Below are 24,475 nucleotides of genomic sequence, written 5' to 3' on the forward strand. Positions count from 1 at the left end.
TTATTCCTCCTTGAGTGGGCGATTGAGCAGGTTTTGGATGGCCTCGGTCACACTGTAGGCACCATGGCTCAGATCCGCCACCGTTGTACTGATGGGCATGTCCAGCCCTTCCTTGACGGCAATCTCTGACATGGCGCGCGCGGTGGCGACGCCTTCGACGGTAGTATGTTGGTCAAATGGTTGGTTCAGACCCAAACTAAGGCCAAAACGGTAGTTTCGGGACAGCTCTGAGGAACAGGTCAACACCAGATCTCCAAGCCCGGACAAGCCCATCAGAGTGTCAGGACGCGCGCCACGCAGGGCGGCAAAGCGCTGCATTTCCGCAAAACCGCGAGTCATCAACGCGGCCCGGGCGCTGTCCCCCAGCCCCGCGCCGATTGCTGCGCCGCAACCGATGGCTATGATGTTCTTCAGCGCCCCGCCAAGTTCAGCACCTATGGTGTCAGTGGTCCGATAGAGGCGCAGGTTCGCAGTGGCCAGCTCGGTCTGCAATGTTTTGCCAAGATTCGTATCACCGCAAGCCAGCGTTAACGCAGTGGGCAAACCGCGCGCTATGTCATCAGCAAAACTGGGTCCTGTCAGCAAAGCGATCGGGGCGTCAGGGACAACATCCCTGATGACCGCAACGGGCCCGAGGCCAGAATCCAACTCTATCCCCTTACAGCAAGCGACCAGTATCTTGCCGTGCAGCACCGGGGCGCGATCTTGCAAGGCGCTGCGCAATTGCTGCATAGGAACGGCCAAAAGCAGAATGTCAGCCTTCGACGCCTCAGCGATATTTGCGGTTACGGCGATGTTCGTGCGTAAGGAAACACCAGGCAGCCTGGTGGAGTTTTCGCGCGTCTCATGCATCTGCCGCGCCTGATCGGCGTTTCTGGACCACAGCGTTACTGGCCCGTTGCCTGATAGCGAGATTGCCAAAGCGGTACCAAACGCGCCGGATCCCAGGACAGATACGTTCATGCCTTGGCCCCTTTCTTACCGCTGCCCAGCATTGCCGGGCTGCGTTGATCGAGCGGCCAGCGGGGGCGGGCAGTCAGGTCCAGACCGTCGCGCGCGCCGGTGCGAAAGCGTTCAAGGCCCGCATAGGCAATCATCGCGGCATTGTCTGTGCACAAAGCCAGCGGAGGTGCCGTAAACCGGGCACTTTGCTGCGCGCAAACAGACTCTAACGCTGCCCGAATGGCCGAGTTTGCAGCCACCCCACCTGCAACCGCGACAACGGGATCAGCAGGGTTGTGATCAAGATACAGATCAATCGCGCGGCGGGTTTTCTCGGCCAATGTGTCCACTATGGCCTGCTGGAATCCTGCGCACAGATCAGCTCGGTCCTGACGGGTCAGCCCACCCTTGTCGGCCACGATTTGGTCGCGCATCCGCATAAGCGCCGTCTTAAGGCCCGAAAAAGACAAGTCACAGCCGGGCCGGTCCAGCAGTGGCCTGGGAAAACGGAACCGCTGGGGATTGCCATCACGGGCCTCAGCCTCGACAGACGGGCCGCCGGGTTGCGGCAGGCCCAGCAGGCGAGCGGTCTTGTCAAAGGCTTCCCCAGGTGCGTCGTCGATTGTACCGCCCAGGCGAGTAAACTGCTCGGGGTTATTGGCGATCAGGTATTGGCAATGGCCGCCCGACACCAGAAGCATGAGGTAAGGGAAGGCGATGCCGTCCGTCAGGCGGGGTGTCAGGGCGTGACCGGCAAGATGATTGACGCCAATCAGCGGCAAGCCCGTGGCGGCGCTCAACCCTTTGGCGCACATGACACCGGACATGACCCCTCCGATCAGACCGGGCCCGGCGGTGACGGCAATAGCGTCCATGTCGCGCAGCGACAGACCGGCGGCCTCCAGTGCCTGCATGACACAGACATCCAGCTTTTCGGCATGCGCACGGGCCGCAATCTCGGGCACGACACCGCCAAAGGCGCTGTGCAGATCGGTTTGACCGCGCACCACAGAAGACAGGATCTCGGCTTTGGCACCTTCGGTCTGGCGCACGACAGCTGCGGCTGTGTCGTCACAGCTGCTTTCCAAACCCAATACGGTAAGTGTTTGCACCATCACCCTGATCCGTTGCATCATGTATATACGGCGGGGTATCACCCTGCGCGGATGCAAACAATCCTGAAGGGTCAAGGCGCCACACGTTGTTTTTGTTGATGACCCGCCCTCGCTCCGCCTCGGAAAGGTTTGTCGAGCAGTTGCCAACCCGCGTCAGATCTCGGGTACAGGCCCTCTATTCGCCGATAATGGAAATCCGGCCACTGCCAGTTGCGGTGGATACCAAAGGTGTAAAAGGATTGATCTTTACATCGGCCAATGCGGTAAATGCGGCGGTTTCGAAAGGTGTTGACCGCACTCTGCCGGCCTATTGCGTGGGGCCCGCAACAACCGGTACCGCGAAAGGGTATGGGTGGCAGGCCAACATGGTCGGAACCACGGCAGAAGAATTGGTTGGGCATCTGCTCAAGCATCGGCCCAAAAGCCCGCTTTTGCACCTGCGGGGTGAACATACACGGGGTAATATCGCTGGCCGCCTGACCGAATCTGGTCTGACCGTTCGGGAACAGCCAGTCTATCAGCAGCGGTTGTTGCCGCTAACACCCGAGGCCACCGAGGCCGCCCAAGGAAATCTGCCGATAATTGCTCCGCTTTTCTCGCCGCGCACGGCGCGACATTTTGCCGATATTTGGGCCGGATCAGCCCCCCTTTGGCTGGTTGCGATCAGCCAGGCTACGGCTGATCCCCTTTATTCTTTGGACTATGAGCACCTGAAGATTGCAAAACATCCGACACCGAAGAAAATGCGTAAAGCTGTTAAAAAGCTTGTGAAACATGTGTTGCGGGTTGAGGGTGGCGAGGTCCCCGATTAACTTAACTTGGGCTGTTATTAATCTGAATTTGGATTCGATAAGGGGAATATTGCGGTGGCTGGTAAGAAGAAATCCGATCAAAAGCCGGTGGAACCCCTCCTAGCAGATGATGCAGTTGAAACTGATCTGCGGCAGGAAGATACGCCTGTTGACCCGGCTGAACCTGTAGAAGAAGACCCGTCCGAAGCCGAAGCCGAAGCCGAAGCCGAAGCCGAAGCCGAAGCCGAAGCCGAAGCCGAAGCCGAAGCCGAAGCCGAAGCCGAAGCCGAAGCCGAAGCCGAAGCCCCGGTCGCTGAAAAGACCGTCGAACGCGTAGTTGAAAAACGCGGCGGTTTCGTTCCGGCCCTGTTGGGTGGGGCGCTGGCCGCCGTTGCAGGTTTCGCGCTGGGCAATGGAGGGCTGTTGCCAACCGGCCCGGACAACTCGGGAGCGCTGGCAGAGCTCGAAGCAAAGCTAACAGAACAGTCGGACCAGATCGCCAAGCTGTCACAGGCGCTTGCAAACAGCCCTGATGTGTCTGGACTGGCAGATCAGGTCAAAACGTTGTCGGACAAGCTGACACCGGTTGAGAGCGACCTCGGCACGGTAAAATCCTCGGTTGATGCGCTGTCCGGTCAGGTCGCGCCATTGACGGACCGGGTCGCTGCGCTGGAAAAAGCCCCGATCGCCTCCACTGCCTCGCCCGAGGCAACCGCCGCGTTTGAGGCGGAACTGAAGAAACTTCAGGACTCGCTGGCGGCGCAACGGGCTGAAGTCGAAAAAATGGTTTCGGACGCTCAGGCTCTCGAAGCGAAAGCCTCGGCAGATGCACAAGCTGCAATGAATGCTGCCATTCTGGCGCGTCTGCGTGGACAGCTGGACACCGGCCAGCCTTTTTCGGAACTGGTTGCTGAACTGAAGGCAGGCGGTGTGAATGTACCGGACGCCCTGTCCGGCCCGTCGGAAAAAGGCGTGGAAACTCTGACCGCGCTACGGGCGTCGTTCGAGCCTGCGGCGCGAAATGCATTGGCCGAGGCGCGCGAGGCCGACAAAGGAACGGGTTTGGTCGCCTTCCTGCAACGTCAAACGGGTGCCCGTTCCGTCACGCCTCAGCAAGGTGATGGTCCAGACGCTGTTCTGTCGCGTGCGCAGGCTGAGCTTGCGAATGGCGACCTGACCAGAGCGTTGAATGAACTGAAATCACTTCCCGAAGTGGCGCAGGCTGCGATGGCCGATTGGGAGCAGGCGGCCGGGACACGAGCCTCCGCCATTGACGCCGTGAATACGCTGGCTTCCAGCCTGAACTCGAACTGAAGGACCTGCCATGCTGTGGTCATTGTCTAAGATCCTCGTTTTTGTTGCGATTATCGGCCTGCTGGCGCTGGGCGGTCACTTCCTGATGCAAACCAGCGGTGGGGTGCAGATCACCGTCGCGGGCACGGAATTCACCCTTGGGCCGCTTCAGTCGGTGATTGCGCTGGGTGTTCTGGTATTTGCGGTCTGGCTGTTCTTCAAACTGCTTAGTCTGTTGGTTGCGACGCTCAAATTCCTCAACGGCGACGAAACCGCCCTGTCGCGGTATTTCGACCGCAGCCGGGAACAGCGCGGCTATCAGGCGCTGGCCGATGGGTTGATGGCTTTGGCCTCGGGCGAGGGGCGCATTGCCATGACCAAGGCCAGTAAAGCCGAAAAGCTGTTGAACAAGCCGGAACTGACGGATCTTCTGGTGGCCCAAGCTGCCGAGATGACGGGTGACACCAAGAAAGCTTCGGACACCTACAAGAAACTGGTGACAAACAGTGCGACCCGGTTTGTCGGTGTGCGCGGTATCATGAAACAAAAGCTGGCCGAGGGAGATGATGAAACCGCCCGCAAGCTGGCCGAAAAGGCGCTGGCCATCAAACCGCGCCACGAAGAGACACAGGACGTACTGCTGAAATTGCAGACCAAGGCGCAGGATTGGGCTGGTGCCCGGTCGACGCTGACTTCCAAGTTGAAAGCCGGGTATCTGCCGCGCGACGTATTCAAACGCCGCGATGCGGTTCTGGCGCTGTCCGAAGCCAAGGGAATCCTGGATGAAGGCGCGACTGTCGAGCAACAGGAGCGCGCGATCGAAGCCAATCGCCTGTCGCCCGACCTGGTGCCTGCCGCCGCCATGGCGGCCCGAGCGTATATCGCCAAGGGCAAGTCCCGGGCAGCGACCAAAATCCTGAAAAAAGCGTGGGAAGTTCGTCCACATCCGGATCTGGCCCATGCCTTTGCCGAGATCGCGCCGGATGAAACCCCGGAACAACGGGTCAGGCGTTTTACGGCGCTGACACGCACCCATCCCGAAAATCTGGAAACCCGTCTAATCCTGGCCGAACTGAACATTGTGGCCGAAGACTTCCCCGAAGCCCGCCGTGCCCTGGGTGATGTCGTGGAAAAACGGGGTGACGCGCGCGCCTATACATTGATGGCCGCCATTGAACGCGGCGAGGGTGCCACCGACGCCGTTGTCCAAGGTTGGCTTGCCAAGGCACTGAACGCGCCGCGCGGCCCGCAATGGGTGTGCGACAACTGTCATGACATTCAACCCGAATGGGGACCTGTTTGTCAGAACTGCCACAGCTTCGATACGCTCAGTTGGCAAACGCCACAGACACCCGAGATTGCAACAGCGACCGGGGTTCACATGCTGCCCCTGATCGTCGGTGCACTTGAGAGCCAGACCGAAGAACCCGAAACAGTCGAGCCTGCGGAAGACGATGATGTGGTTGAAGTCTCAGTGGATGCTGTAGAGGTGGCGGACGACGCAGAGGCTCAGAAACAGGTCTGAGCCCTGCTGTTGCTAACTGTGAATTGTCGCAATCAATTCGGTTTGCTAACGTCATCCTCGCGTCGGGGAGGGCGTTCAAATCCAAATGCTGGACTACTCTCACAACACTTGGTTGGTGGTGGCTTCGCTTGCCGTGGCGCTCATGGCCGGGTTCACGGGTCTGTACCTGACGCACGGCGCGTCAAGGCTGGATAGCCAGCGGCGCAAGTTCGTGGTGGCATTGGCCGCTGTCATTCTGGGCGGCGGCATCTGGTCGATGCATTTCGTGGCGATGCTGGGGCTGCAACTGCCAATTCTGTTTTACTATGATGCCCTGATCACTCTGATGTCGGCACTGGTCGCGATCCTGATGGTCGGGCTGGCGTTGCTGCTGCTGCATTTCCGGCCTCGCTCGGTTCAGACGATGATCGGATCTGGTGTGATTGTCGGGCTGGGCATCGTCGCGATGCACTTTGTCGGGATGGCTGGTATGCAGCTTTGCCGCCCTGTCTATGACATTTTCGATGTTGCTCTGTCAGCACTGGCATCAGTAATCTTGTCGGTGGCTGCAATTTGGGTGGCTTATGGCAACCGGACACAACGGAACATCCTGCTTGGCACGGTTTGTTTCGGACTGGCGGTGTTCACAATGCATTTTGTTGCCACGGGCCTGACTGATTTCGTCGCGAGCGACAGCCTCGGCGGGGCGGGTCCAGCGCTGGATAATCAGGTTTTGGCAATGGGGGTGACGGTATCCGTTTTCCTGATCTGTGGCGCTTTCCTATTGACCGGTATCACGTTCATAGAACCAAAGCCCGTGGCTGCACCTGCCTCGGGACCTGTGTCGGAACCCGCCCCAATGCGCGCTGGTGTTCCGTATGAGCGCGAAGGCCAGACTTTTTTTGCGCATCCCGCGCGGATCGCCGCCATTCGGGCCGAGGGGCATTATACGGTTCTCTATATGGATGCAGAGAAACTGTTCTGCCCCTGGTCGATCACGGATGCGGAAACGCGACTTTTGCCCGAAGGCTTCCTGCGGGCGCATCGTAGCTATCTGGTGAACCCGAAACACGTCTCGCGCTTTGAACGTCACAAGGACAATGGCACCTGCTATTTCGATGGCGTTGACGCGCTGAGCAAGGTGCCGGTCAGCCGGTCCCGCCTGACGGATATTCGCGAAGCACTGGGATTGTAGGCGCAACTCGTGCAGTTCTTTCGCATTTCGTGAAACAAGCCGCGCGCTCCGTTTTCCTTAACTGGATCAGTTAAATCCGCCGTTCTTTCCTTACCTCAGGTCCCCCAAGGCATATCGCCCGGACCCAGGGAGGAAAAACATGATACCAGCCGGCTTTGAGTATCACCGGCCAGGCGACATTGCCTCGGCCATCGGCATTCTACAGGAATACGGGGACGAGGCGCGCGTGATCGCGGGCGGGCATAGCCTGATCCCGATGATGAAGCTTCGCATGGCCGAGATGGGTCATCTGGTCGATCTTCAGGCCATCGAAGAGCTTAAGGGGATTGAGGTCGGGCCTGACACCGTTACTTTGGGTGCGATGGTCACGCAGCACGAGCTGATCACCCATGGGGATCTGGCCGGTGCCATTCCGCTGATCCGCGAGGCGGCTCTTCAGATTGCGGATCCGCAAGTGCGGTACATGGGTACTGTCGGTGGCAATGTGGCCAATGGTGACCCGGGCAATGACATGCCGGGGCTGATGCAGTGCTTGAACGCCTCGTTCGAGTTGTCCGGCCCGGACGGGAAGCGGACAGTTGCCGCGCGTGATTTTTATGAGGCCGCGTATTTTACCACCCGCGAAGATGAAGAAATCCTGACCCGGATTTCGATCCCTGTACCGGGTACGGGCGTGGGGCAGGCCTATCAAAAGCAAAAGCGCAAGATAGGGGATTATGCGACCGCCGCCGCGGCTGTGATGGTTGGCAACGGTCATGCCTCTGTTGCGATGACCAATCTGGCCGACACGCCCATCTGGTCGGATGAGGCCAGCACGGCGCTGGCCGGTGGCGATGTCGAAGGGTGCGTTGCCGCAATGCTAGACGCGATCGATCCGGTCGCTGACAACCGCGGCCCCGTCGAATTCAAGAAACACGTGGCCGCCGTGGTGCTGCGCCGCGCCATCGACCATGCTCAAAGCCGCGCGGGCTGAGGGGGAGGGAACCAATGTCTAAAATGCATGTCAAACTGACCGTAAACGGCAAGCAGGTAGAAGGTCTGGCCGAGCCACGTACGCTGCTGATCCACTTCCTGCGGGAAGACCTGAAAATCACCGGTCCACATATCGGTTGTGAAACCAGCCATTGCGGTGCCTGCACCGTGGATATCGACGGCAAGTCGGTCAAATCCTGCACCGCCTTTGTAGCGCAGGTAAACGGTGCTGAGATCACAACCGTTGAAGGCCTGACCAATGATGATGGCAGCCTTGGAGTGTTGCAGGAAATGTTTCGTGAACATCACGGGCTGCAATGTGGGTTCTGCACGCCGGGCATGATCACCCGGGCGCATCGTCTGTTGCTGGAGAATCCGAACCCGACCGAGGAGGAAATCCGTTTCGGTATGGCCGGAAACCTATGCCGCTGCACAGGATACCAGAATATCGTCAAGGCGATCTCGGCTTCGGCTGACTTGCTCCATGCACAGAAGGAGGCCGCGGAATGAACGACCAGACTCTGACCCCCGAAGAACGCGCAGCCAACCTCAAAGGTATGGGCTGCGCCCGAAAGCGCGTCGAGGACGTGCGTTTCACCCAGGGCAAGGGTAATTACGTCGATGACATCAAGCTGGACGGGATGCTGTTTGGTGATTTTGTGCGATCTCCTTACGCTCATGCCCGCGTCGTCAGCGTGAACAAAGAGGCGGCCTTGGCACTGCCCGGCGTGATCGCCGTTTTGACCGCCGAAGACCTGTCGCCTTTGGGTTTGCATTGGATGCCGACACTGGCCGGTGACAAGCAGATGGTGCTTGCCGATGGCAAGGTGCTGTTCCAGGGCCAGGAAGTTGCCTATGTCGTGGCCGAAGACCGCTATGTCGCGGCGGATGCCGTTGAACTGGTCGAGGTCGAATACGAAGAGCTTCCAGTTATCACGGACCCGTTCGAATCGTTGAAGTCGGACGTGGTGCTCCGCGAAGATCTGGAAGGTCAGACCGAAGGCGCACATGGGCCGCGTAAGCATCACAACCACATCTTCACGTGGGAACAGGGCGACAAGGACGCGACCGAAGCTGTGCTGGCCGAGGCAGACGTGGTCGCCGAAGAGATGATCTATTACCACCGCACTCATCCGTGCCCGCTTGAGACCTGCGGTTGCGTGGCGTCGATGGACAAGGTGACCGGCAAGCTGACGCTCTACGGAACGTTCCAGGCCCCCCATGCAATCCGGACAGTAGTGTCGTTGATCTCTGGGCTGGCCGAGCACAATATCCGCGTGATCAGCCCCGATATCGGTGGTGGGTTTGGCAACAAGGTGGGGGCCTACGCAGGCTATGTGTGCTCGGTGGTGGCCTCGATAGTTACCGGCAAACCGGTGAAATGGGTCGAGGACCGGATGGAAAACCTGATGTCCACTGCCTTTGCCCGTGACTACTGGATGCAGGGGAAGATTGCCGCCACCAAAGATGGAAAGATCACTGGATTGTGGTGTCATACCACGGCGGATCACGGCGGTTTCGACGCGTGTGCCGACCCGACCAAATTCCCTGCCGGGTTCATGAATATCTGCACCGGGTCTTATGACATCCCGACTGCCTATCTGGCAGTGGATGGTGTCTATACCAACAAGGCGCCGGGCGGTGTGGCCTATCGCTGTTCCTTCCGCGTGACCGAAGCTGCCTATTTCATCGAACGGATGATCGAGGTTCTGGCCATCAAGCTGAACATGGACGCGGCCGAGTTGCGTCGGATCAACTTCATCAAGGCAGATCAGTTCCCCTATCAATCCGCGCTGGGCTGGGAATATGACTCGGGCGATTATCACACGGCCTGGGACAAAGCGCTGAAGGCTGTGAACTATGAGGGTCTGCGGGCGGAACAGGCACAGCGGATTGCGGATTTCAAGGAAGGAAAAACGCGCAAGCTGCTGGGCATTGGTCTGACACATTTCACGGAAATCGTCGGGGCCGGACCGGTGAAGAACTGCGATATCCTCGGGCTGGGGATGTTCGACAGCTGCGAGATTCGCATTCATCCGACCGGATCAGCGATTGCGCGGCTTGGAACGATCAGCCAAGGCCAGGGCCATGCCACAACCTTTGCCCAGATCATCGCCAGTGAAATCGGCCTGCCCGCCGATGACATCACGCTGGAAGAGGGTGACACGGATACCGCACCTTACGGGCTTGGGACTTATGGGTCCCGGTCTACTCCGGTCGCTGGCGCGGCCACAGCAATGGCGGCCCGCAAAATTCGGGCAAAAGCCCAGATGATCGCGGCCTATCTGCTGGAGGTGCACGACAACGATGTCGAATGGGACGTGGATCGCTTCGCTGTCAAAGGCGCGCCTGAGCGGTTCAAGACCATGAAGGAAATCGCATTCGCCGCCTATAATCAGGCCATTCCCGGGTTGGAGCCGGGTCTGGAGGCCGTCAGTTACTATGACCCGCCCAATATGACTTATCCGTTCGGGGCCTATATCTGTGTCATGGAGATTGACGTGGATACTGGTGAATGGGAAGTCCGGCAGTTTTATGCGCTGGATGACTGCGGCACCCGGATCAACCCGATGATCATCGAGGGTCAGGTCCATGGCGGTGTGACCGAGGCGTTGGCCATCGCGATGGGTCAGGAGATTGCCTATGATGACATGGGCAATGTGAAAACCGGTACGCTGATGGACTTCTTCCTGCCGACCGCGTGGGAGACGCCGAACTATACTACCGACCATACGGTGACCCCGTCCCCGCACCATCCGATTGGCGCAAAGGGTGTGGGGGAAAGCCCAAATGTCGGCGGTGTGCCCGCGTTCTCGAACGCAGTGCATGACGCGTTCCGACCCTTTGGACTGGTGCAGAGCCATATGCCGCACGACCACTGGCGGATTTGGAAGATTGCCAATGGTCTGGGGATGCATCGGTGAATGGGATCGGACCGGCTGTTGCCGGTCCGACCGACGGAGGGGGCTCTGCCCCCTCCGAACCTCCCCCGGGATATTTGGGGCCAGATGAAGATAGGATCCTGGTTTTGACCTTGAAAGATGTGCAGAACGGGTTGGTTGCGCAGGGCTATGTTGCCGATGATCGGTTGGCCATGGCGTTGCATCTCGCGCAACAACTTGGGCGCCCGTTGTTGCTGGAGGGGCCGGCGGGTGTGGGGAAAACCGAAGTTGCGAAAGCGGTGGCAACCTGGCGCGATACGCGATTGATACGTCTGCAGTGCTACGAAGGTCTGGATGCCAGCCATGCCATCTATGAATGGAATTATCAAAGACAGCTATTGGCGATCCGGGCGAGCGAAGCGCAGGGTGGCGTCGCGGAGGCGCAGCTGTTTTCGGATGAATATTTGCTGAAAAGGCCTTTGTTAGAGGCTATCTCGGAAACAAAACCTCCGGTTCTGTTGATTGATGAGATTGATCGGGCGGATGAGGAGTTTGAAGCCTACCTTCTGGAAATCCTGTCAGACTTTCAGATCACGATACCCGAGCTGGGAACTGTGCAGGCACAAGTTCGGCCTGTCGTCATTCTGACGGCCAACGGGACGCGGGATTTGTCGGATGCGCTGCGCAGAAGATGTTTGTACAGCTTTCTTGACTATCCTTCGAGAGAGACCGAATTGGCGATCCTGCGGGCACGACTGCCTGAAATTGAAGGGATTCTAGCGCGTCAGATCATTGGGGTTGTGCAGGCGCTGCGTCAGGAAGACCTTGAGAAGAAACCGGGCATCGCCGAGATGCTGGATTGGGCAGCGGCCCTGTCCGGGTTGGGTGTCAATGATCTGGCCAAATCCCGCGAAGACGTGCAGGCGACGCTAGTGTGTTTGCTGAAAACTGCCGCAGATTACAATGCGGCACCGCCCGAAGTGATGGATCGCCTGATCGGAAAGGTCGCGTGATGCAGGCCACGCGCTTTCCCGCCCGGGCCTTGGGGCTTGCTGACCGCATGTCGGGTTTCATAGCGCATTTGCGCATGAATGGCATGCAATTGGGCGCCTTGTATGCGGGGGACGCGCTTGCCGCCCTATCCGAAGTGGATGCAACGGATGCCAATCAAGCCCGGCAAGCCATGTGCGCGGTCTTGACCGGAGACGCGGACGATTGGCGCAGGTTTGATGAACTGTACGATGCTTATTGGTTCAACGCTGGTGCGCAGCGTTCGGGAAAAGCGAAAAACAAGCATGTGCGGGTGCAGTCCGCCAAGCCAATGATCTGGCAGACCAGAACTCAAGCTGAAGACGAACCACGATCCGGGTCGGCACAAGAGGCCACTATGCCTGACTGCGGTGAAGGGGAAGCCGAAGGGGTGGACGGCAAGTTGATCGCCACGCGAACGGCCAACCTGTCACGCCGGGATTTGCGAGAGTTAATGGACGACGAGGCCCTAAAGCAGGCTGAAACAGCCGCGCTGGCCTTGGCGCGGGCTTTTCGGGACAGGCGATCGCGCCGCCGGAAACGGGCGTTGCGCGGGGCTGTTCTGGACATGCGCCGAATACAGCGCGCCAGTCTGGCGCGAGGCGGTGAGCCGCTGGACCTGTATCGCCGAGCGCGGCCGCCGCGCCCGATGCAGATTGTGGCATTGTGCGACGTGAGCGGCTCGATGACCGTGTACTCACGTGTGTTTCTGGCTTTCCTGAAAGGGTTGATCGGCAGCGGGATCAAAGCAGATGCGTATTTGTTTCACACGCGATTGATGCGGGTTACAGATGCGTTACGCGACCATGATACTCTCCGGGCCGCGGGTCGGTTGTCGCTGATGGCCGAAGGCTTCGGCGGCGGCACCGATATTTCCGGCAGTCTTGAGCGATTTCTGTCGGGATACGGCGCGCGGGCACTGAACGGGCGTACTGTCGTTCTGATCCTGTCGGACGGATATTGCAGTTCTGATCCGCAGGCTCTGGGGGATATGCTTGCGCGTATCAGGCGCAAGGCACGCCGTATCGTCTGGCTGAACCCCTTGAAGGGCTGGAAGGACTATCAACCAATTGCGGCAGCGATGCAGGCGGCTGAACCCTATCTGGATGCGCATTTACCGGCCAATACGCTGGATGCATTGGCGGCGCTTGAGCTGCAGTTCCAAAAGCTGTGAAAGGAGTCTGACCTTGGCGAATTTCGACATTTTTGACACCATCGATCAGCTGCGCGGAACCGGAGAGGCCTTTTGTGTGGCGACGGTTTTGCGCACGGCGGATGCGACCTCGGCCAAAGCTGGGGGGAAGGCGGCGGTTACCCAGGCGGGTGAAATTCTGGGTCATCTTGGTGGGGCTTGTGTGCAACGCGCGGTCCGGGCAGCGGCGCAACAGGCTTGGGCGTCCGGAATGCCGCAGATAATCCGTGTCAAACCTTCGGAAAAGGTGGTGAACATGACGGATCCCGATGGTGTACAAACATTCAGAAGTGGGTGCCCGTCCGGCGGTACCGTTGATCTATTGGTCGAGCCCTATCAACACGCGCCCCGGCTGGTGATTTTCGGCGAGGGGTTGATTGCCAAAGCTCTGGCGGCGCATGGATCTTTGGCGGGGTTTCGTACGGTTGTCGAGGATGGGCTTGATATTGCTGGAAACCATGTGCGGTTCGCCTTGGAACAGGTCGATGTGTTGGGCGTGGAGCCGCGGGACTATGTCGTGGTGGCTGCGCAGGGGCGCAGCGATGCGTCCGCCTTGAAGGCTGCATTGGAAACCGATGCGGCACGCGTGTCGATGGTGGCCAGTCGCCGCAAGGCAGCTGCCCTGACTGCAAAGCTTATCGCCCAGGGATTGGACCCTTTGAAGGTTGAGCGCCTGAAATCTCCGGCGGGCTTGGACTTATATGCCATAGACCCGCATGAGATCGCCCTGTCGATTTTGGCTGAGATCGTGATGTGGCGGAACGGTGAAAAGGCAGCAAAGGTGTCGCATGATGAAAAGCTTGCTTGAACGCCTTTACCGCATGTGGCCTGCGTGGCTGGAACAAAGGATAGCCAAGGTTGCAACGTGCGTATTCCGAAGATGTTGTTGAACAAAGGAAAGACCTGAATGGAACTGACTGATGAAATCCGTATCGCAGCGCCACGGGACGTCGTTTACCGCGCGCTTAACGATCCCGACATATTGATGGAATGCATCCCGGGATGTGAGGAACTGACGCAGAAATCACCAACCGAGCTTGAGGCGAAAGTTGTTCTGAAAATAGGCCCGGTCAAAGCGCGCTTTGCAGGTGAGGTCACATTGGACACGGCCAATGCACCAAATGGGTTTTCCTTGATGGGTGAAGGCAAGGGCGGGGCGGCTGGATTTGCCAAGGGCGGCGCAGACGTATCGTTGACCGAAGAAGGGGACGAAACCGTGCTGAAATACACGGCGAAGGTTGATGTTGGTGGCAAGATTGCTCAGCTCGGCAGTCGGTTGATTGCGGGAACCGCCAAGAAGTTGTCGGCAAAGTTTTTTACGCGGTTCGGAGAGATCGTGTCAGAGCAGTCGGCTGCATGATCCGGAGCGTTCCATAGCCTAGAGGTTATCAAAGCAGGGACCACTGTCGACAAGGCGGGGAAACCCGCCGTCAACCGAAGGAGTGGCAATCGGCGGTATCTGCAAATTCTCAGTCAAGACAACGCTCTTCAGAGAGAGCTGCGAACACGCCCGTCAACGGAGGGTTGAAAATTGGGTTCTGCCCATAAAAATTTGGCTTTTCCCGAAATAACCGGTAGATTTTCTGTAAAAGGTGGAAAACACCGGAGGCAGTAAGAGAGCAGATGTCACAGGCAAAAACTCGTGTTTTGCGGACCACGATACCTGCCGGTCTTGTAGGCAAACGGGACGGTCTTTTTTTCTTGTGGGGCGAGATTGAGCGCGCCCGTTTGAAAATTGAAGACGGAGGCCGTCAGGACGCTGCAACGCCGGACGGGCCAAGTGTAAACATGGCGGGCGCAACCAGAAGGTTGGTGCAGATACCGGTGGACGAGTTCATTTTCTTCTGATGGCAAGGTCTGGACGGGATTGGCTGTTTACAAACGGCAATGCCGCTCGCCGGATCTGTAGATTTACTGAGGGAAATAGACCCTAACCAAACTGCCCGTGACAGAACCAGCCTGCAGACATGGTTCCGCCATGGCCGTAAAACAGCCACAACCGCTCGCCCTGCTGTGTCACCACAACCCAGTAGTCCCGCACGCCGCTGCGCCAGTTCGGGTCATCCAGCCACCATTCCGGTGCGATCCGTTCCGGGCCGGTGGCCTGCGCCAGCTGCCAGTTACGTCCGCGCCAGCGAAAGGCGCTGGGCACGTCGGGGGTTTCCGGGGCCATTACCGGCTCAGGCTGCCACATCAGCAGGGGGCGCGGGCGTGGCGGCACAGGCCAGTCGCGCGCAGGTTCCGACCATGCCGCCGCCAGCGTTTGCGCCGTTTTCTCAGGGATGTGCGAGGCCGCCGGATGGCGCCGGGTGATCGCCTCAAGCCCCACCCGCGCGCCCAGCTTGCCGATCAGGTCATCCACGGCGGTATTGCCCGCCAGCCGGTTGCGGGCCACACGGCGGGCTTCGGCATGGCCGGCCACGGTACGGGCGTGGATGGGTTCCGTCTGCACCGCCTCAAGCCGCAGCATGTCGATGCCGTAGCCTGCGTCGATCTTGTCGATTTTCATCTCTAACAAAGGGCGAATGCGGTGTTTATCGTAAGTTGGGCGGGCCAGACCGACCTCGATAACCTCAGCCGCCTGATCGGCACGGTGAGCCTCCAGCCGCAGGGTGCGGGCACCGCGCCCCTTTTCTTCCAGCTTGGTGCAAAGCGTTGGCAGAACCCGATCAACCGCAGCCATGACATCCTCAACCAGACCAATCGGGTTGGGCAGGGTCATCCGCACCGCGAAGTGATGCGGCGGGCGGGCGGGTGAGACAGGCTCGGGCGCGCTGCCCATGGCCTGATCCAACCGCAGAACCAGCCCGCGCCCAAACCTCCGCGCAAGGCTGGCGCGGGGTTGGCCCAGCAGATCGCCGATGCGGCGCAGGCCCAGACGGTTCAGCTGCACGACAACCTGATCTTCCAACCGCAGCGCGGCGATGGGCAGGGGGCTGAGTGCGCCATAAGATTGCCCCGCCGGTGCGACCCGCGCGCCTCCACCCAGGGCCCTCACTTGCGGCGCAGTGCCGCCTTTGGTCCAGTGCCGCCGTTTGCCCGCCCGGGCGCGGGTGGCACGGGCCTCCTGACTGATGGCGTCGCCATTGCGGTCGGATGTGGCCGCTTGCCCCGCATAGCGCGCCAAAGCCCAGGCTGCGCCCAGCGTGTCGGCGATGCCCATCTGTACGCTGAGGCCCATATCCGCACAGTCGGTTTCAAGAACGTTCAGCAACGCCTCCTCTCCGCCAAACAGATGGGCGCAACCTGACAGATCGACGATCAGCCCGTCCGGGGCCTCTTCGGCCACCCATGGGCTGAACTTTCCCGCCCAGCGACGCAATGCGGCCAGGAACGCGGCTTCGGCTGGGGCGTTACGGTGGCGCGTGATCAGGTTGGCACACATGGCATGAGCATCCCGCACCGGCTGGCCTACGCGCAGCCCGGCAGCCTGCGCATCGGCATTCACTGAGGTAATAACCTGCATGTTCGACTGCTCGGCCACGATGGCCAAAGGTCCGGTATGCAGCCCCCGCGCAGCGCGGATCAGCCGTTCAGCCCCCAGGCGAGGGAACCATAGCGAAAGTATTCGGCGTTTGGGCATTTTCAAGCATCATAATGTTCTTACTTTGTTCTTAAGTTAGAATCGATGCCTGAGTCGAGTCCGCCCTTATCCGCAGGTCAGCCGCTGGATGATCCCGTCACCATTCACGTATACGTTTAGCCGGTCGATGCGGTAATCCTGCGTGGCGATGTCATCCGGCCCCAGCACGCGCGACCGCGCGGGCAGGTTTGCCTGAATGGTTGAAACCGGCTGGCCAACGGTATCCGAAAAATCTTCGCCCTGACAAAAGGCCAGATCGACCGGGGCAGGTTCCGGCGGCAGCAAAGCGTCTTCGGGCGCAGGCGGAGTCTCAGCGCAGGCCGCCAGAAAGATCAGGATCGGGAAAAATCGGTGCATTGGCGTTCCTCATTCTGGCAATGTCGTTTCTGCAATATCAATTAATTAGCCAATCTGCCATGAAAGCACGGTTGAAAACACCCTGCAATTGACGCAGGGTCGGGGCAAAAGTGACAGGGAGATAAGTACCATGCGTACCCGTGCCGCCGTCGCCATTCAGGCAGGCAAACCTTTGGAAGTGATGGATGTAAACCTCGAAGGCCCCAAGGCGGGCGAGGTTCTGGTCGAGATCAAGGCCACCGGCATCTGTCATACCGACGAATTCACCCTGTCGGGTGCCGACCCCGAAGGCTTGTTTCCGGCCATTCTGGGCCATGAAGGCGCAGGCGTGGTGGTCGAGGTCGGCCCAGGAGTGACCAGCCTGAAGCCGGGCGATCATGTGATCCCGCTTTACACGCCGGAATGTCGCGAGTGTGAATACTGTCTGCACCCCAAGACCAACCTGTGTCAGGCGATCCGGGAAACCCAGGGCAAGGGTCTGATGCCCGATGGCACCTCTCGTTTCTCGACCTTGGATGGCGATCCGATCCTGCATTACATGGGCTGCTCGACCTTCTCGAACCACACGGTTCTGCCTGAAATCGCGCTGGCCAAGGTGCGCGAGGATGCGCCGTTCGACAAGATCTGCTATATCGGCTGTGGTGTCACAACCGGTATCGGCGCGGTCATCAACACGGCCAAGGTGGAAATCGGCAGCCGTGCAATCGTGTTTGGTCTGGGCGGTATCGGCCTGAACGTCATTCAGGGCCTGCGTCTGGCCGGAGCAGACCAGATCGTTGGCGTCGACCTGAATCCCTCCAAGGTGGAAATGGCCACCAGGTTCGGCATGACCGACTTCGTGAACCCGTCAGAGGTTGAAGGCGATCTGGTGCCGTATCTCGTCAACCTGACCAAGGGCGGTGCGGATTATACGTTTGACGCCACAGGCAATGTCGGCGTGATGCGTGCAGCACTTGAATCGGCGCATAAGGGCTGGGGTGAGTCGATCATCATTGGCGTGGCACCTGCAGGGGCCGAAATTTCGACCCGGCCATTCCAGCTGGTCACCGGCCGGTCGTGGCGCGGTACCGCATTTGGTGGTGCGCGTGGGCGCACGGACGTGCCCAAGATCGTCGACTGGTACATGGAGGGCAAGATCGAGATCGACCCGATGATCACCCACACCATGGGTCTGGACGACATCAACCACGGCTTCGACCTGATGCATAAGGGCGAAAGCATCCGGTCGGTGGTTATCTACTAAGGGTAAACACCAAAGTTCTCGAAAACGGCGCGCTGATCGGTGCGCCGTTTTTGTTGAACCTACTTTCCAGGTCGTGTTGCCCCTGTGTCTGCCCGGGGTGAACGAACCCGCAGAACCGGGGTATTGGCCGAGGTGGTGTTGGCCCGGCTTTCTCGCCACACAACATAGACGCCGGACGCGATGATGATGCTGGCCCCGACGGCGACCCAGATGTCAGGGCGCTCGTCGAAGAAGATCATGCCAAACAGCGTTGCCCAGATGATCTGGCTGTACTGGCTGGGGGCGACGACACCGGCGGGCGCGGCGCGGTAGGCCAGAATGATCAGGTGTTGCGCGATGACCGAGAACACCCCGACCAGCGCCATCATCGCCAGATGCAGCAGGGAAGGCGGCTGATATACAGCCGGTTGGGCAAGGCTCATCACAACGATGGCCAATAGCATCGGATAGAGGATCAGCACGGCCGAGCGTTCCTCATTCCCGATCTTGCGCACCAGAACCGAGGCGAAGGCGCTGCAGAAGGCGGCCATCAGGGCGGCCATATGGCCCAATGTGATATCCGTTGCACCGGGGCGCAGAACGATCAGGACGCCAATCAGGCCGACGCCAACCGCAGCCCAGCGCTGGGCGCGGACCACTTCCCCCAAAATCGGGATTGACAGCACCGTGACGATCAGCGGGAATGAAAACAGCAGGGAATAGACCTCGGCCAGTGGCAGAACCGAAAACGCGTAAAATGCGCAGGACATGGCCGTAACCATCAGGCCCGAGCGCAGCAATACCAGCCATGGGTGATGCGGCAGAAAGTTCCCCGTCGTTCGGTCGGTCAGGATCGTGACCGCCATTGGAACGAAAGAAAACAGCGTGGCAAAAAAGATGATCTGCATCACTGAATAGGTGCCGCCCAGCACCTTGATCAGCGCATCGTGGCTGGCAAAGACGGCAAATCCCAGAAATGCATAGCCAAGCCCCCCAAGGGTGTTGTTTTGAGCGCTCATCGATCCGGCCTCGGCCTATGTTGGTGTGGTGACGATACATCGTGGCAGCGCAGGCAGGGTTCCCGGCTGTCTTTATTGCTGCTTAACCCTATTCTGAGGGCACGAATAGCCCTTATTTTACCGCTAACATGTCAAAACCACCATGATCTGGGATCATCGCAGGATCGGCGGCGCATCTTTGGGCTGTCGTGCGGATTGAACACCTGCCTTCATACCGACACCGATGCGGCGGGCCAAGGCGACCCATGGGGTGGCCGTTTCCGCGGGCAGGGTCCGGGTGGCGACCTCTTCGAACAGATCCAGCCAATGGGCAAAGAATTCCGGTTTCACATCGGGCCGTTCGATATGGACCCGTTGCGGATTACCGTCATAACAGCGCTCATACAGGATGGCATTGCGCCAGAAGGCGGCGATCTTGTCCTCATGCGCGGGCCAGTCGGTGACGTGGTTTGCGAATACGGGCCCAAGAACCGCGTCTTGCCGGACACGGGCATAAAAGGCGCGAACTTGCGCGTTGATCTGCTCGGGCGTCGCGGGAAAGCGCGGGGGAAGGATGGGTCTGGTCATGACAGCCTGAATTTCGACTCTGTTTTCGGCAGATAGGGTGTTCCGGCGTTACGGAACAGAGGTGGTTTTGTCGCGCCCATCCGGCGTCAGCAGATGCCGCAGCAGGGCCACCGGGTGCGCCCGCAGGCTGAGGCGGGTGGCGACGTAATCTTCGACCACCTGCTCGCCCAGCGTCATCTGTGGCAGGTAAGCCTTGGGTTCATCCAGCGCCTCGCCCTCCAAGTCCTGCGAGAACAGTGGCAGAGGTTTGGCGGTGGCAATTGCCTTGGCCTGCCAGAGCGCCTCGCGCCGGGTCAGGTCGCAGGCGGCGAAGGCATCAGCCTCGGCCAGCCGTTCGATCACCGACGGCCCAAGGCCTGCGCGGCGCCAGACATCGTCGACCTGGGTGTAGCCATTGCCGCGTGCGGCGGTCAGCCAGCTGGCGTCTTCCTCGCTCAGGCCCTTGATCTGGCGAAAGCCCAGCCGCAGCGCCAGACCGCCATGGCCATCAGGCTCCATCACATTGTCCCAAAAGCTGGCATTGATGCAGACCGGGCGCACCTGCACCCCATGTTCGCGCGCATCCCGCACAATCTGGGCCGGCGCGTAGAACCCCATCGGCTGCGAGTTCAGCAGGGCGCAGGCGAAGATGCCCGGATGGTGGCATTTGATCCAGGCAGAGGCATAGACCAGCAGCGCAAAACTGGCCGCGTGGCTTTCCGGGAAACCGTACGAGCCGAAGCCTTCGATCTGGGAAAAGCAACGTTCCGCGAAATCCTGTTCATACCCGTTGCGTTTCATCCCGCGCAAAAAGAGCGCGCGGAATTCGCTGACATTGCCATGTTTCTTGAAGGTTGCCAGCGACCGCCGCAGCCGATCGGCCTGTTCCGGGGTGAAGCCCGCGCCGACAATGGCGATCTGCATCGCCTGTTCCTGAAACAACGGCACACCCAGCGTTTTGCCCAATACCTCGCCCAGCGCGTCCGAGGGGAAGCAGACCTCCTCCTCGCCATTACGGCGGCGGATATAGGGGTGGACCATGTCGCCCTGAATGGGGCCGGGGCGGATGATGGCAACCTCGATCACCAGATCATAGAAATTACGCGGCCGCATTCGCGGTAGGAAGTTCATCTGTGCACGTGATTCCACCTGAAACACGCCGATGCTGTCCGCCTTGCAGAGCATGTCATAGACCACCGGATCCTCGGGCGGCAGGGTGGCAAGGGTGTAGCTGGTCTGGTGATGCTGGCCGATCAGGTCAAACGCCTTGCGGATGCAGGTGAGCATCCCGAGGCTGAGGACATCGACCTTGAGGATGCCAAGACTGTCGATATCGTCCTTGTCCCAGCAGATGACAGTGCGGCCCTCCATCGTGGCGTTTTCGATGGGGACAAGCTCATCCAGCCGACCCTCGGTGATGATGAACCCGCCGACATGCTGCGAGAGGTGGCGAGGAAAGCCGTCGATCTCATAAACCAGCATTAAAGTCTGTTTCAGGCGCCGATCTTCGGGGTCGAGGCCAATTTCGCGCATCCGTTGTGCCTCAAGCCCCGAGGCCGAGAAAAACCCCCAAAGCTGTGAGGAAAGTGCCGAGATCGTGTCTTCGGTCAGGCCCATGGCGCGGCCAACCTCGCGGATTGCGCGTTTGCCGCGATAATGCACGACAGTGGCGCAAAGGCCTGCGCGTTCGCGGCCATAGCGGTCATAGATGTGCTGGATCACCTCTTCGCGGCGTTCATGTTCGAAATCGACGTCTATGTCTGGCGGTTCATCGCGCGCCTCGGAGACGAAGCGTTCAAACACCATGGTGCCCATCTCGGGGCTGACCTCGGTGATGCCGAGGCAAAAGCAGACGACCGAATTGGCCGCTGACCCGCGCCCCTGGCACAGGATGCTGCGCGAACGGGCGAAATGGACGATATCGCGGACGGTCAGGAAGTAGGGTTCGTATTTCAGCTTGCCGATCAGCGTCAGCTCATGCACCAGCATTTTTTTCGCCTTTTCGGACGCCCCGGCGGGATAGCGCCATTTCAGCCCCTCATGCGCCAGACGGTGCAGGCGCTGGGTCGGGGTTTCCTGTTCGCTGCCCTCGCTGGGGTATTCATAACGCAGCTCACCCAGCGAGAACTTCAACTCTTCGCTGAGCACATGGGCGCGGGCAACGGCACCTTCATGACCCTTGAAGATGCGTAGCATCTCGGCCTCGGAGCGCAGGCGCTGTTCACCATTGGCCAAAGCGTCCCGGCCCAATGCGTCCACTTTGCGGCGCAGGCGGATGGCGGTCAGCACATCGCCCAGTTTGCGGCGGGTGCCGTGGTGCATCAGCGGTGTCGCGCTGGCGAGCGTGAGGATGCCAAGCTGTTTTGCCTCAATCTCTAATAAAGAGAAATACGAACCATCGGCGCCATCATACCGAGGGTGCATCAACAGATGCATCCGCCCGGCAAAGCGGCGCGTCAGCTGCTGCGCCTGTGTCCGCCACGCGCCCGCGCCGCCTGGAGAGCCCGCTGTCTGTGGCCACAGCAGCAGGTGGAGGCCATCGGAAAATTCGAGCAGGTCAGACAGGTGCAGGATGCAATCGCCTTTCTCGGCGCGCAGGCGACCCCTGGACAGGATGCGGCACAGGTTGGCCCAGCCCTGTCGGTTCAGGGGTAAGGCGGTGACAGTGGGCGCATCGGTGAAGATCAGCCGCGCCGCCGGGATCAGGCGGGGAACCGCGTGGATGGGATAGGAGGGCGGCTTGGGGATGTGATCGGGGCAGGGTGGACCGATGGATGTGTTCTGCGCCTCCCACGCCAGCCGTTCGCGGACCTTGCGGGTGATCTCGCGTGCTTGAGTATGGGCGCGGACGATCCCGGCGACCGAGTTGTCATCGGCAATCGCAATGGCAGGCAGACCCAGGGTGACGGCACGCTCCATATACTCCTCGGGGTGCGAGGCCCCGGTGAGGAAGGTAAAATTCGACGTGATCGACAGCTCGGCATACATGGCGATTCCATATTATATTCACGTTTTGTTCTTTTTCGAGTCCTTTGCGCAGGAAACGGGTCGATTGGGTCCGGTCACACGGGCATGGTCAGCAAAAAAGGAGATCCGAGATGTTCAAAATCACCGCTTTGCCCACAAACGATGTACGCGCTCTTCAGGCGGGTGGCCCGGATGCATATGGTTCAACGCCGGAGCGCGCTGTGTCGACGGGTACAGGTAACCCGTGCCGCCACTGCCTGCGACATATTCCAGAGGGCGATGAGATGCTGATATTGGCGCATCGGCCCTTTTCAGAGACACATCCCTATGCGGAAACCGGCCCGATCTTTCTGTGTGCAACACCGTGTGAACGGTACGAGGAAGACGCGCTGCCCGAAATTCTGACCAACTCGCCCGACTATCTGATCAAGGGCTACGGTGCGGATGACAGGATCGTCTATGGCACCGGGGCGGTCACGCCGACGGACCAGATCGGCGCAAAAGTCAGGGAAATCTTTTCCCGATCCGACGTCGCCTATATTCACGTGCGGTCTGCGCGGAATAACTGCTATCAGGCGCGAATAGACCGCGCCTAAAGCTTGACCCGGTGGATGCCCCGGCGTGGCTGATCCTGATCATCCGCCGGATGATCCTCGGTACGGGACGAGGTCAGGGCAAGGAATACATCCTCAAGATCGGCCTCTTCGGTGCGGACGTCGCGGATGCGGATATTCGCGGCGCGCACCGATTCCAGAACCTGCTCGGCGCTGGTCTGGATGTTGCGGTATTGCAGGACAAGGCTGCCATCATCGCGGAGAGCTGCCTCGACGCCTTCCGACGCAGGCAGATCAATGATCGGGCTGTCGGGCACAATCACCATAGTGCGGCTATCCATGCGGCCCAAAAGGTTGGCGGTGCTGTCCTGCGCGACCTTTTCACCGTGGTTGATAATGGCGATCTCGTCGCACATCTCCTGCGCTTCTTCCAGGTAGTGGGTGGTCAGGATGATGGTCATGCCCTGTTCGTTCAGCTTGCGAACATTGGCCCAGAGCATTTGGCGCAGTTCGATATCCACACCTGCTGTCGGCTCATCAAGCACAAGGATTTTCGGGTGATGCACCAGTGCCTTGGCCAACAGTAACCGCCGCCGCATTCCACCCGAGAGAGTGCGGGCATAGGCCTCGGCCTTGTCGCTGAGACCGACCAGTTCCAGAATCCGATCACTGCGCCGTTCGGATTTCGGAACACCATAGAGACCAGCCTGAACCTCAAGCGCGCCGCGCGGGGTGAAAAACGGGTCGAGGTTCAGCTCTTGCGGCATCACACCAATGGCCGATCGTGACTGGCGTGGATTCTGATCCTGATCGAAGCCCCAGATCGCTACGCGGCCCGCCGATTTCACCACCAGACCAGCCAGGATGTTAATCAGGGTCGATTTTCCTGCACCGTTCGGACCCAGCAGACCAAAAACCGAGCCGCGCGGGACGGTCAGGTCAATGCCATTCAGCGCATGTTTCTCGGGCTGACCCTTGCCACCGCGATAGGTTTTGCGCAGCCCTTCGATCCTGATTGCCGCGTCATACATGTGGCACTTGCCCCCGGTTTGATCATCGCTCATAAACGCACCTAATACATGCCCGCGAGGCCGACAACCGAAGAAGGATCGCCAGCCGTGACCATCGAAGCGCCGGAAACCAAGATCGTCGAAACCGCCCGTGTTGCCTGTGATGGCGGCGAAGGTGCGTTGGGTCATCCGCGCGTGTGGCTGCAGATCCCCGAAGACACTGGCTGGGTCGAGTGCCCCTATTGCGACTGCAAATATGTTCTGGCCGGGCATCAGACTGACGCCTGAGCCCGTGTTGCCCG

23 protein-coding genes are annotated in these 24,475 nt (G+C 59.7%); 15 read left to right on the plus strand and 8 right to left on the minus strand.

Annotated features, from left to right (window positions below; translation table 11 throughout):
• The gene (locus AC2FNC_RS03125; RefSeq protein ID WP_496714597.1) at window positions 1-963 is read right to left on the minus strand and encodes an NAD(P)H-dependent glycerol-3-phosphate dehydrogenase; all 963 of its coding nucleotides are present in this window, start codon (window positions 961-963) and stop codon (window positions 1-3) included.
• The gene (tsaD, locus tag AC2FNC_RS03130; RefSeq protein ID WP_496714598.1) at window positions 960-2,057 is read right to left on the minus strand and encodes a tRNA (adenosine(37)-N6)-threonylcarbamoyltransferase complex transferase subunit TsaD; all 1,098 of its coding nucleotides are present in this window, start codon (window positions 2,055-2,057) and stop codon (window positions 960-962) included. Before tsaD ends, AC2FNC_RS03125 begins: the two co-directional genes overlap by 4 nt.
• A 98-nt stretch (window positions 2,058-2,155) precedes the next feature.
• On the opposite strand from tsaD, the gene AC2FNC_RS03135 reads away from it, so the two are divergent.
• The 12 genes from AC2FNC_RS03135 to AC2FNC_RS03190 all read left to right on the plus strand — a co-directional run bounded on the left by AC2FNC_RS03135 (window position 2,156) and on the right by AC2FNC_RS03190 (window position 14,763).
• Window positions 2,156-2,869 (plus strand): uroporphyrinogen-III synthase, encoded by a 714-nt coding sequence (locus AC2FNC_RS03135; protein ID WP_496714599.1) that lies wholly within the window; start codon window positions 2,156-2,158, stop codon window positions 2,867-2,869.
• A 54-nt stretch (window positions 2,870-2,923) separates the two neighbouring features.
• Window positions 2,924-4,162 (plus strand): COG4223 family protein, encoded by a 1,239-nt coding sequence (locus AC2FNC_RS03140; protein ID WP_496714600.1) that lies wholly within the window; start codon window positions 2,924-2,926, stop codon window positions 4,160-4,162.
• Window positions 4,163-4,172: 10 nt separating this feature from the next.
• Window positions 4,173-5,666 carry a heme biosynthesis protein HemY gene (locus AC2FNC_RS03145; RefSeq protein ID WP_496714601.1) on the plus strand — a complete coding sequence of 498 codons (1,494 nt, stop codon included), beginning with the start codon at window positions 4,173-4,175 and terminating at the stop codon, window positions 5,664-5,666.
• Window positions 5,667-5,751: 85 nt separating this feature from the next.
• Window positions 5,752-6,840: an MHYT domain-containing protein gene (locus AC2FNC_RS03150; RefSeq protein WP_480519522.1), complete on the plus strand. Its 1,089-nt coding sequence runs from the start codon at window positions 5,752-5,754 to the stop codon at window positions 6,838-6,840.
• 139 nt (window positions 6,841-6,979) lie between these two features.
• Window positions 6,980-7,813: an FAD binding domain-containing protein gene (locus AC2FNC_RS03155; protein ID WP_496714602.1), complete on the plus strand. Its 834-nt coding sequence runs from the start codon at window positions 6,980-6,982 to the stop codon at window positions 7,811-7,813.
• Window positions 7,814-7,827: 14 nt separating this feature from the next.
• Window positions 7,828-8,322, plus strand: a complete 495-nt coding sequence (locus AC2FNC_RS03160; RefSeq protein WP_496714603.1) for a (2Fe-2S)-binding protein — start codon at window positions 7,828-7,830, stop codon at window positions 8,320-8,322.
• Window positions 8,319-10,736, plus strand: coding sequence for an aerobic carbon-monoxide dehydrogenase large subunit (locus AC2FNC_RS03165; protein ID WP_496714604.1), 2,418 nt, complete (start codon window positions 8,319-8,321; stop codon window positions 10,734-10,736). The genes AC2FNC_RS03160 and AC2FNC_RS03165 overlap by 4 nt, the downstream gene beginning before the upstream one ends.
• 104 nt (window positions 10,737-10,840) lie before the next feature.
• Window positions 10,841-11,707: an AAA family ATPase gene (locus AC2FNC_RS03170; protein WP_496714605.1), complete on the plus strand. Its 867-nt coding sequence runs from the start codon at window positions 10,841-10,843 to the stop codon at window positions 11,705-11,707.
• A complete protein-coding gene (locus AC2FNC_RS03175) occupies window positions 11,707-12,897 on the plus strand; it encodes a vWA domain-containing protein (protein WP_496714661.1) in 1,191 nt (396 codons plus the stop codon). Before AC2FNC_RS03170 ends, AC2FNC_RS03175 begins: the two co-directional genes overlap by 1 nt.
• A gap of 13 nt (window positions 12,898-12,910) precedes the next feature.
• The gene (locus AC2FNC_RS03180; protein WP_496714606.1) at window positions 12,911-13,723 is read left to right on the plus strand and encodes an XdhC family protein; all 813 of its coding nucleotides are present in this window, start codon (window positions 12,911-12,913) and stop codon (window positions 13,721-13,723) included.
• Window positions 13,724-13,822: 99 nt separating this feature from the next.
• A complete protein-coding gene (locus AC2FNC_RS03185) occupies window positions 13,823-14,275 on the plus strand; it encodes an SRPBCC family protein (protein WP_480474467.1) in 453 nt (150 codons plus the stop codon).
• 263 nt (window positions 14,276-14,538) lie between these two features.
• Window positions 14,539-14,763, plus strand: a complete 225-nt coding sequence (locus AC2FNC_RS03190) for a hypothetical protein (RefSeq protein WP_480519534.1) — start codon at window positions 14,539-14,541, stop codon at window positions 14,761-14,763.
• 82 nt (window positions 14,764-14,845) lie between these two features.
• Here AC2FNC_RS03190 and AC2FNC_RS03195 read toward each other — a convergent pair whose 3' ends face one another.
• The gene (locus tag AC2FNC_RS03195) at window positions 14,846-16,498 is read right to left on the minus strand and encodes a DUF6504 family protein (RefSeq protein WP_480555152.1); all 1,653 of its coding nucleotides are present in this window, start codon (window positions 16,496-16,498) and stop codon (window positions 14,846-14,848) included.
• A gap of 66 nt (window positions 16,499-16,564) precedes the next feature.
• Window positions 16,565-16,855, minus strand: coding sequence for an I78 family peptidase inhibitor (locus tag AC2FNC_RS03200; RefSeq protein WP_480474470.1), 291 nt, complete (start codon window positions 16,853-16,855; stop codon window positions 16,565-16,567).
• Window positions 16,856-16,985: 130 nt separating this feature from the next.
• Between AC2FNC_RS03200 and AC2FNC_RS03205 the strand changes: the two genes are divergently transcribed.
• Window positions 16,986-18,098: an S-(hydroxymethyl)glutathione dehydrogenase/class III alcohol dehydrogenase gene (locus tag AC2FNC_RS03205; protein WP_267364409.1), complete on the plus strand. Its 1,113-nt coding sequence runs from the start codon at window positions 16,986-16,988 to the stop codon at window positions 18,096-18,098.
• Between the two features lie 59 nt (window positions 18,099-18,157).
• On the opposite strand, the gene AC2FNC_RS03210 is transcribed toward AC2FNC_RS03205, so the two are convergent.
• The 3 genes from AC2FNC_RS03210 to AC2FNC_RS03220 form a co-directional block, all read right to left on the minus strand.
• A complete protein-coding gene (locus AC2FNC_RS03210) occupies window positions 18,158-19,096 on the minus strand; it encodes a DMT family transporter (protein WP_480555150.1) in 939 nt (312 codons plus the stop codon).
• A gap of 153 nt (window positions 19,097-19,249) precedes the next feature.
• Window positions 19,250-19,663: a group III truncated hemoglobin gene (locus tag AC2FNC_RS03215; protein WP_480474472.1), complete on the minus strand. Its 414-nt coding sequence runs from the start codon at window positions 19,661-19,663 to the stop codon at window positions 19,250-19,252.
• Between the two features lie 48 nt (window positions 19,664-19,711).
• A complete protein-coding gene (locus tag AC2FNC_RS03220; RefSeq protein ID WP_496714607.1) occupies window positions 19,712-22,630 on the minus strand; it encodes an error-prone DNA polymerase in 2,919 nt (972 codons plus the stop codon).
• Window positions 22,631-22,740: 110 nt separating this feature from the next.
• On the opposite strand from AC2FNC_RS03220, the gene AC2FNC_RS03225 reads away from it, so the two are divergent.
• The gene (locus AC2FNC_RS03225; RefSeq protein WP_480519548.1) at window positions 22,741-23,205 is read left to right on the plus strand and encodes a DUF1203 domain-containing protein; all 465 of its coding nucleotides are present in this window, start codon (window positions 22,741-22,743) and stop codon (window positions 23,203-23,205) included.
• Here the strand turns inward: AC2FNC_RS03225 and AC2FNC_RS03230 are convergent.
• Entirely contained in the window at window positions 23,202-24,194 is a 993-nt protein-coding gene (locus AC2FNC_RS03230; RefSeq protein WP_480555160.1) for an ABC transporter ATP-binding protein, read from the minus strand. The genes AC2FNC_RS03225 and AC2FNC_RS03230 overlap by 4 nt on opposite strands.
• A gap of 87 nt (window positions 24,195-24,281) precedes the next feature.
• On the opposite strand from AC2FNC_RS03230, the gene AC2FNC_RS03235 reads away from it, so the two are divergent.
• Window positions 24,282-24,461, plus strand: a complete 180-nt coding sequence (locus tag AC2FNC_RS03235; RefSeq protein WP_480476870.1) for a zinc-finger domain-containing protein — start codon at window positions 24,282-24,284, stop codon at window positions 24,459-24,461.
• Window positions 24,462-24,475 lie beyond the last annotated feature (14 nt).

It is taken from the genome of Ruegeria sp. BHSA123 (genome assembly GCF_059613425.1).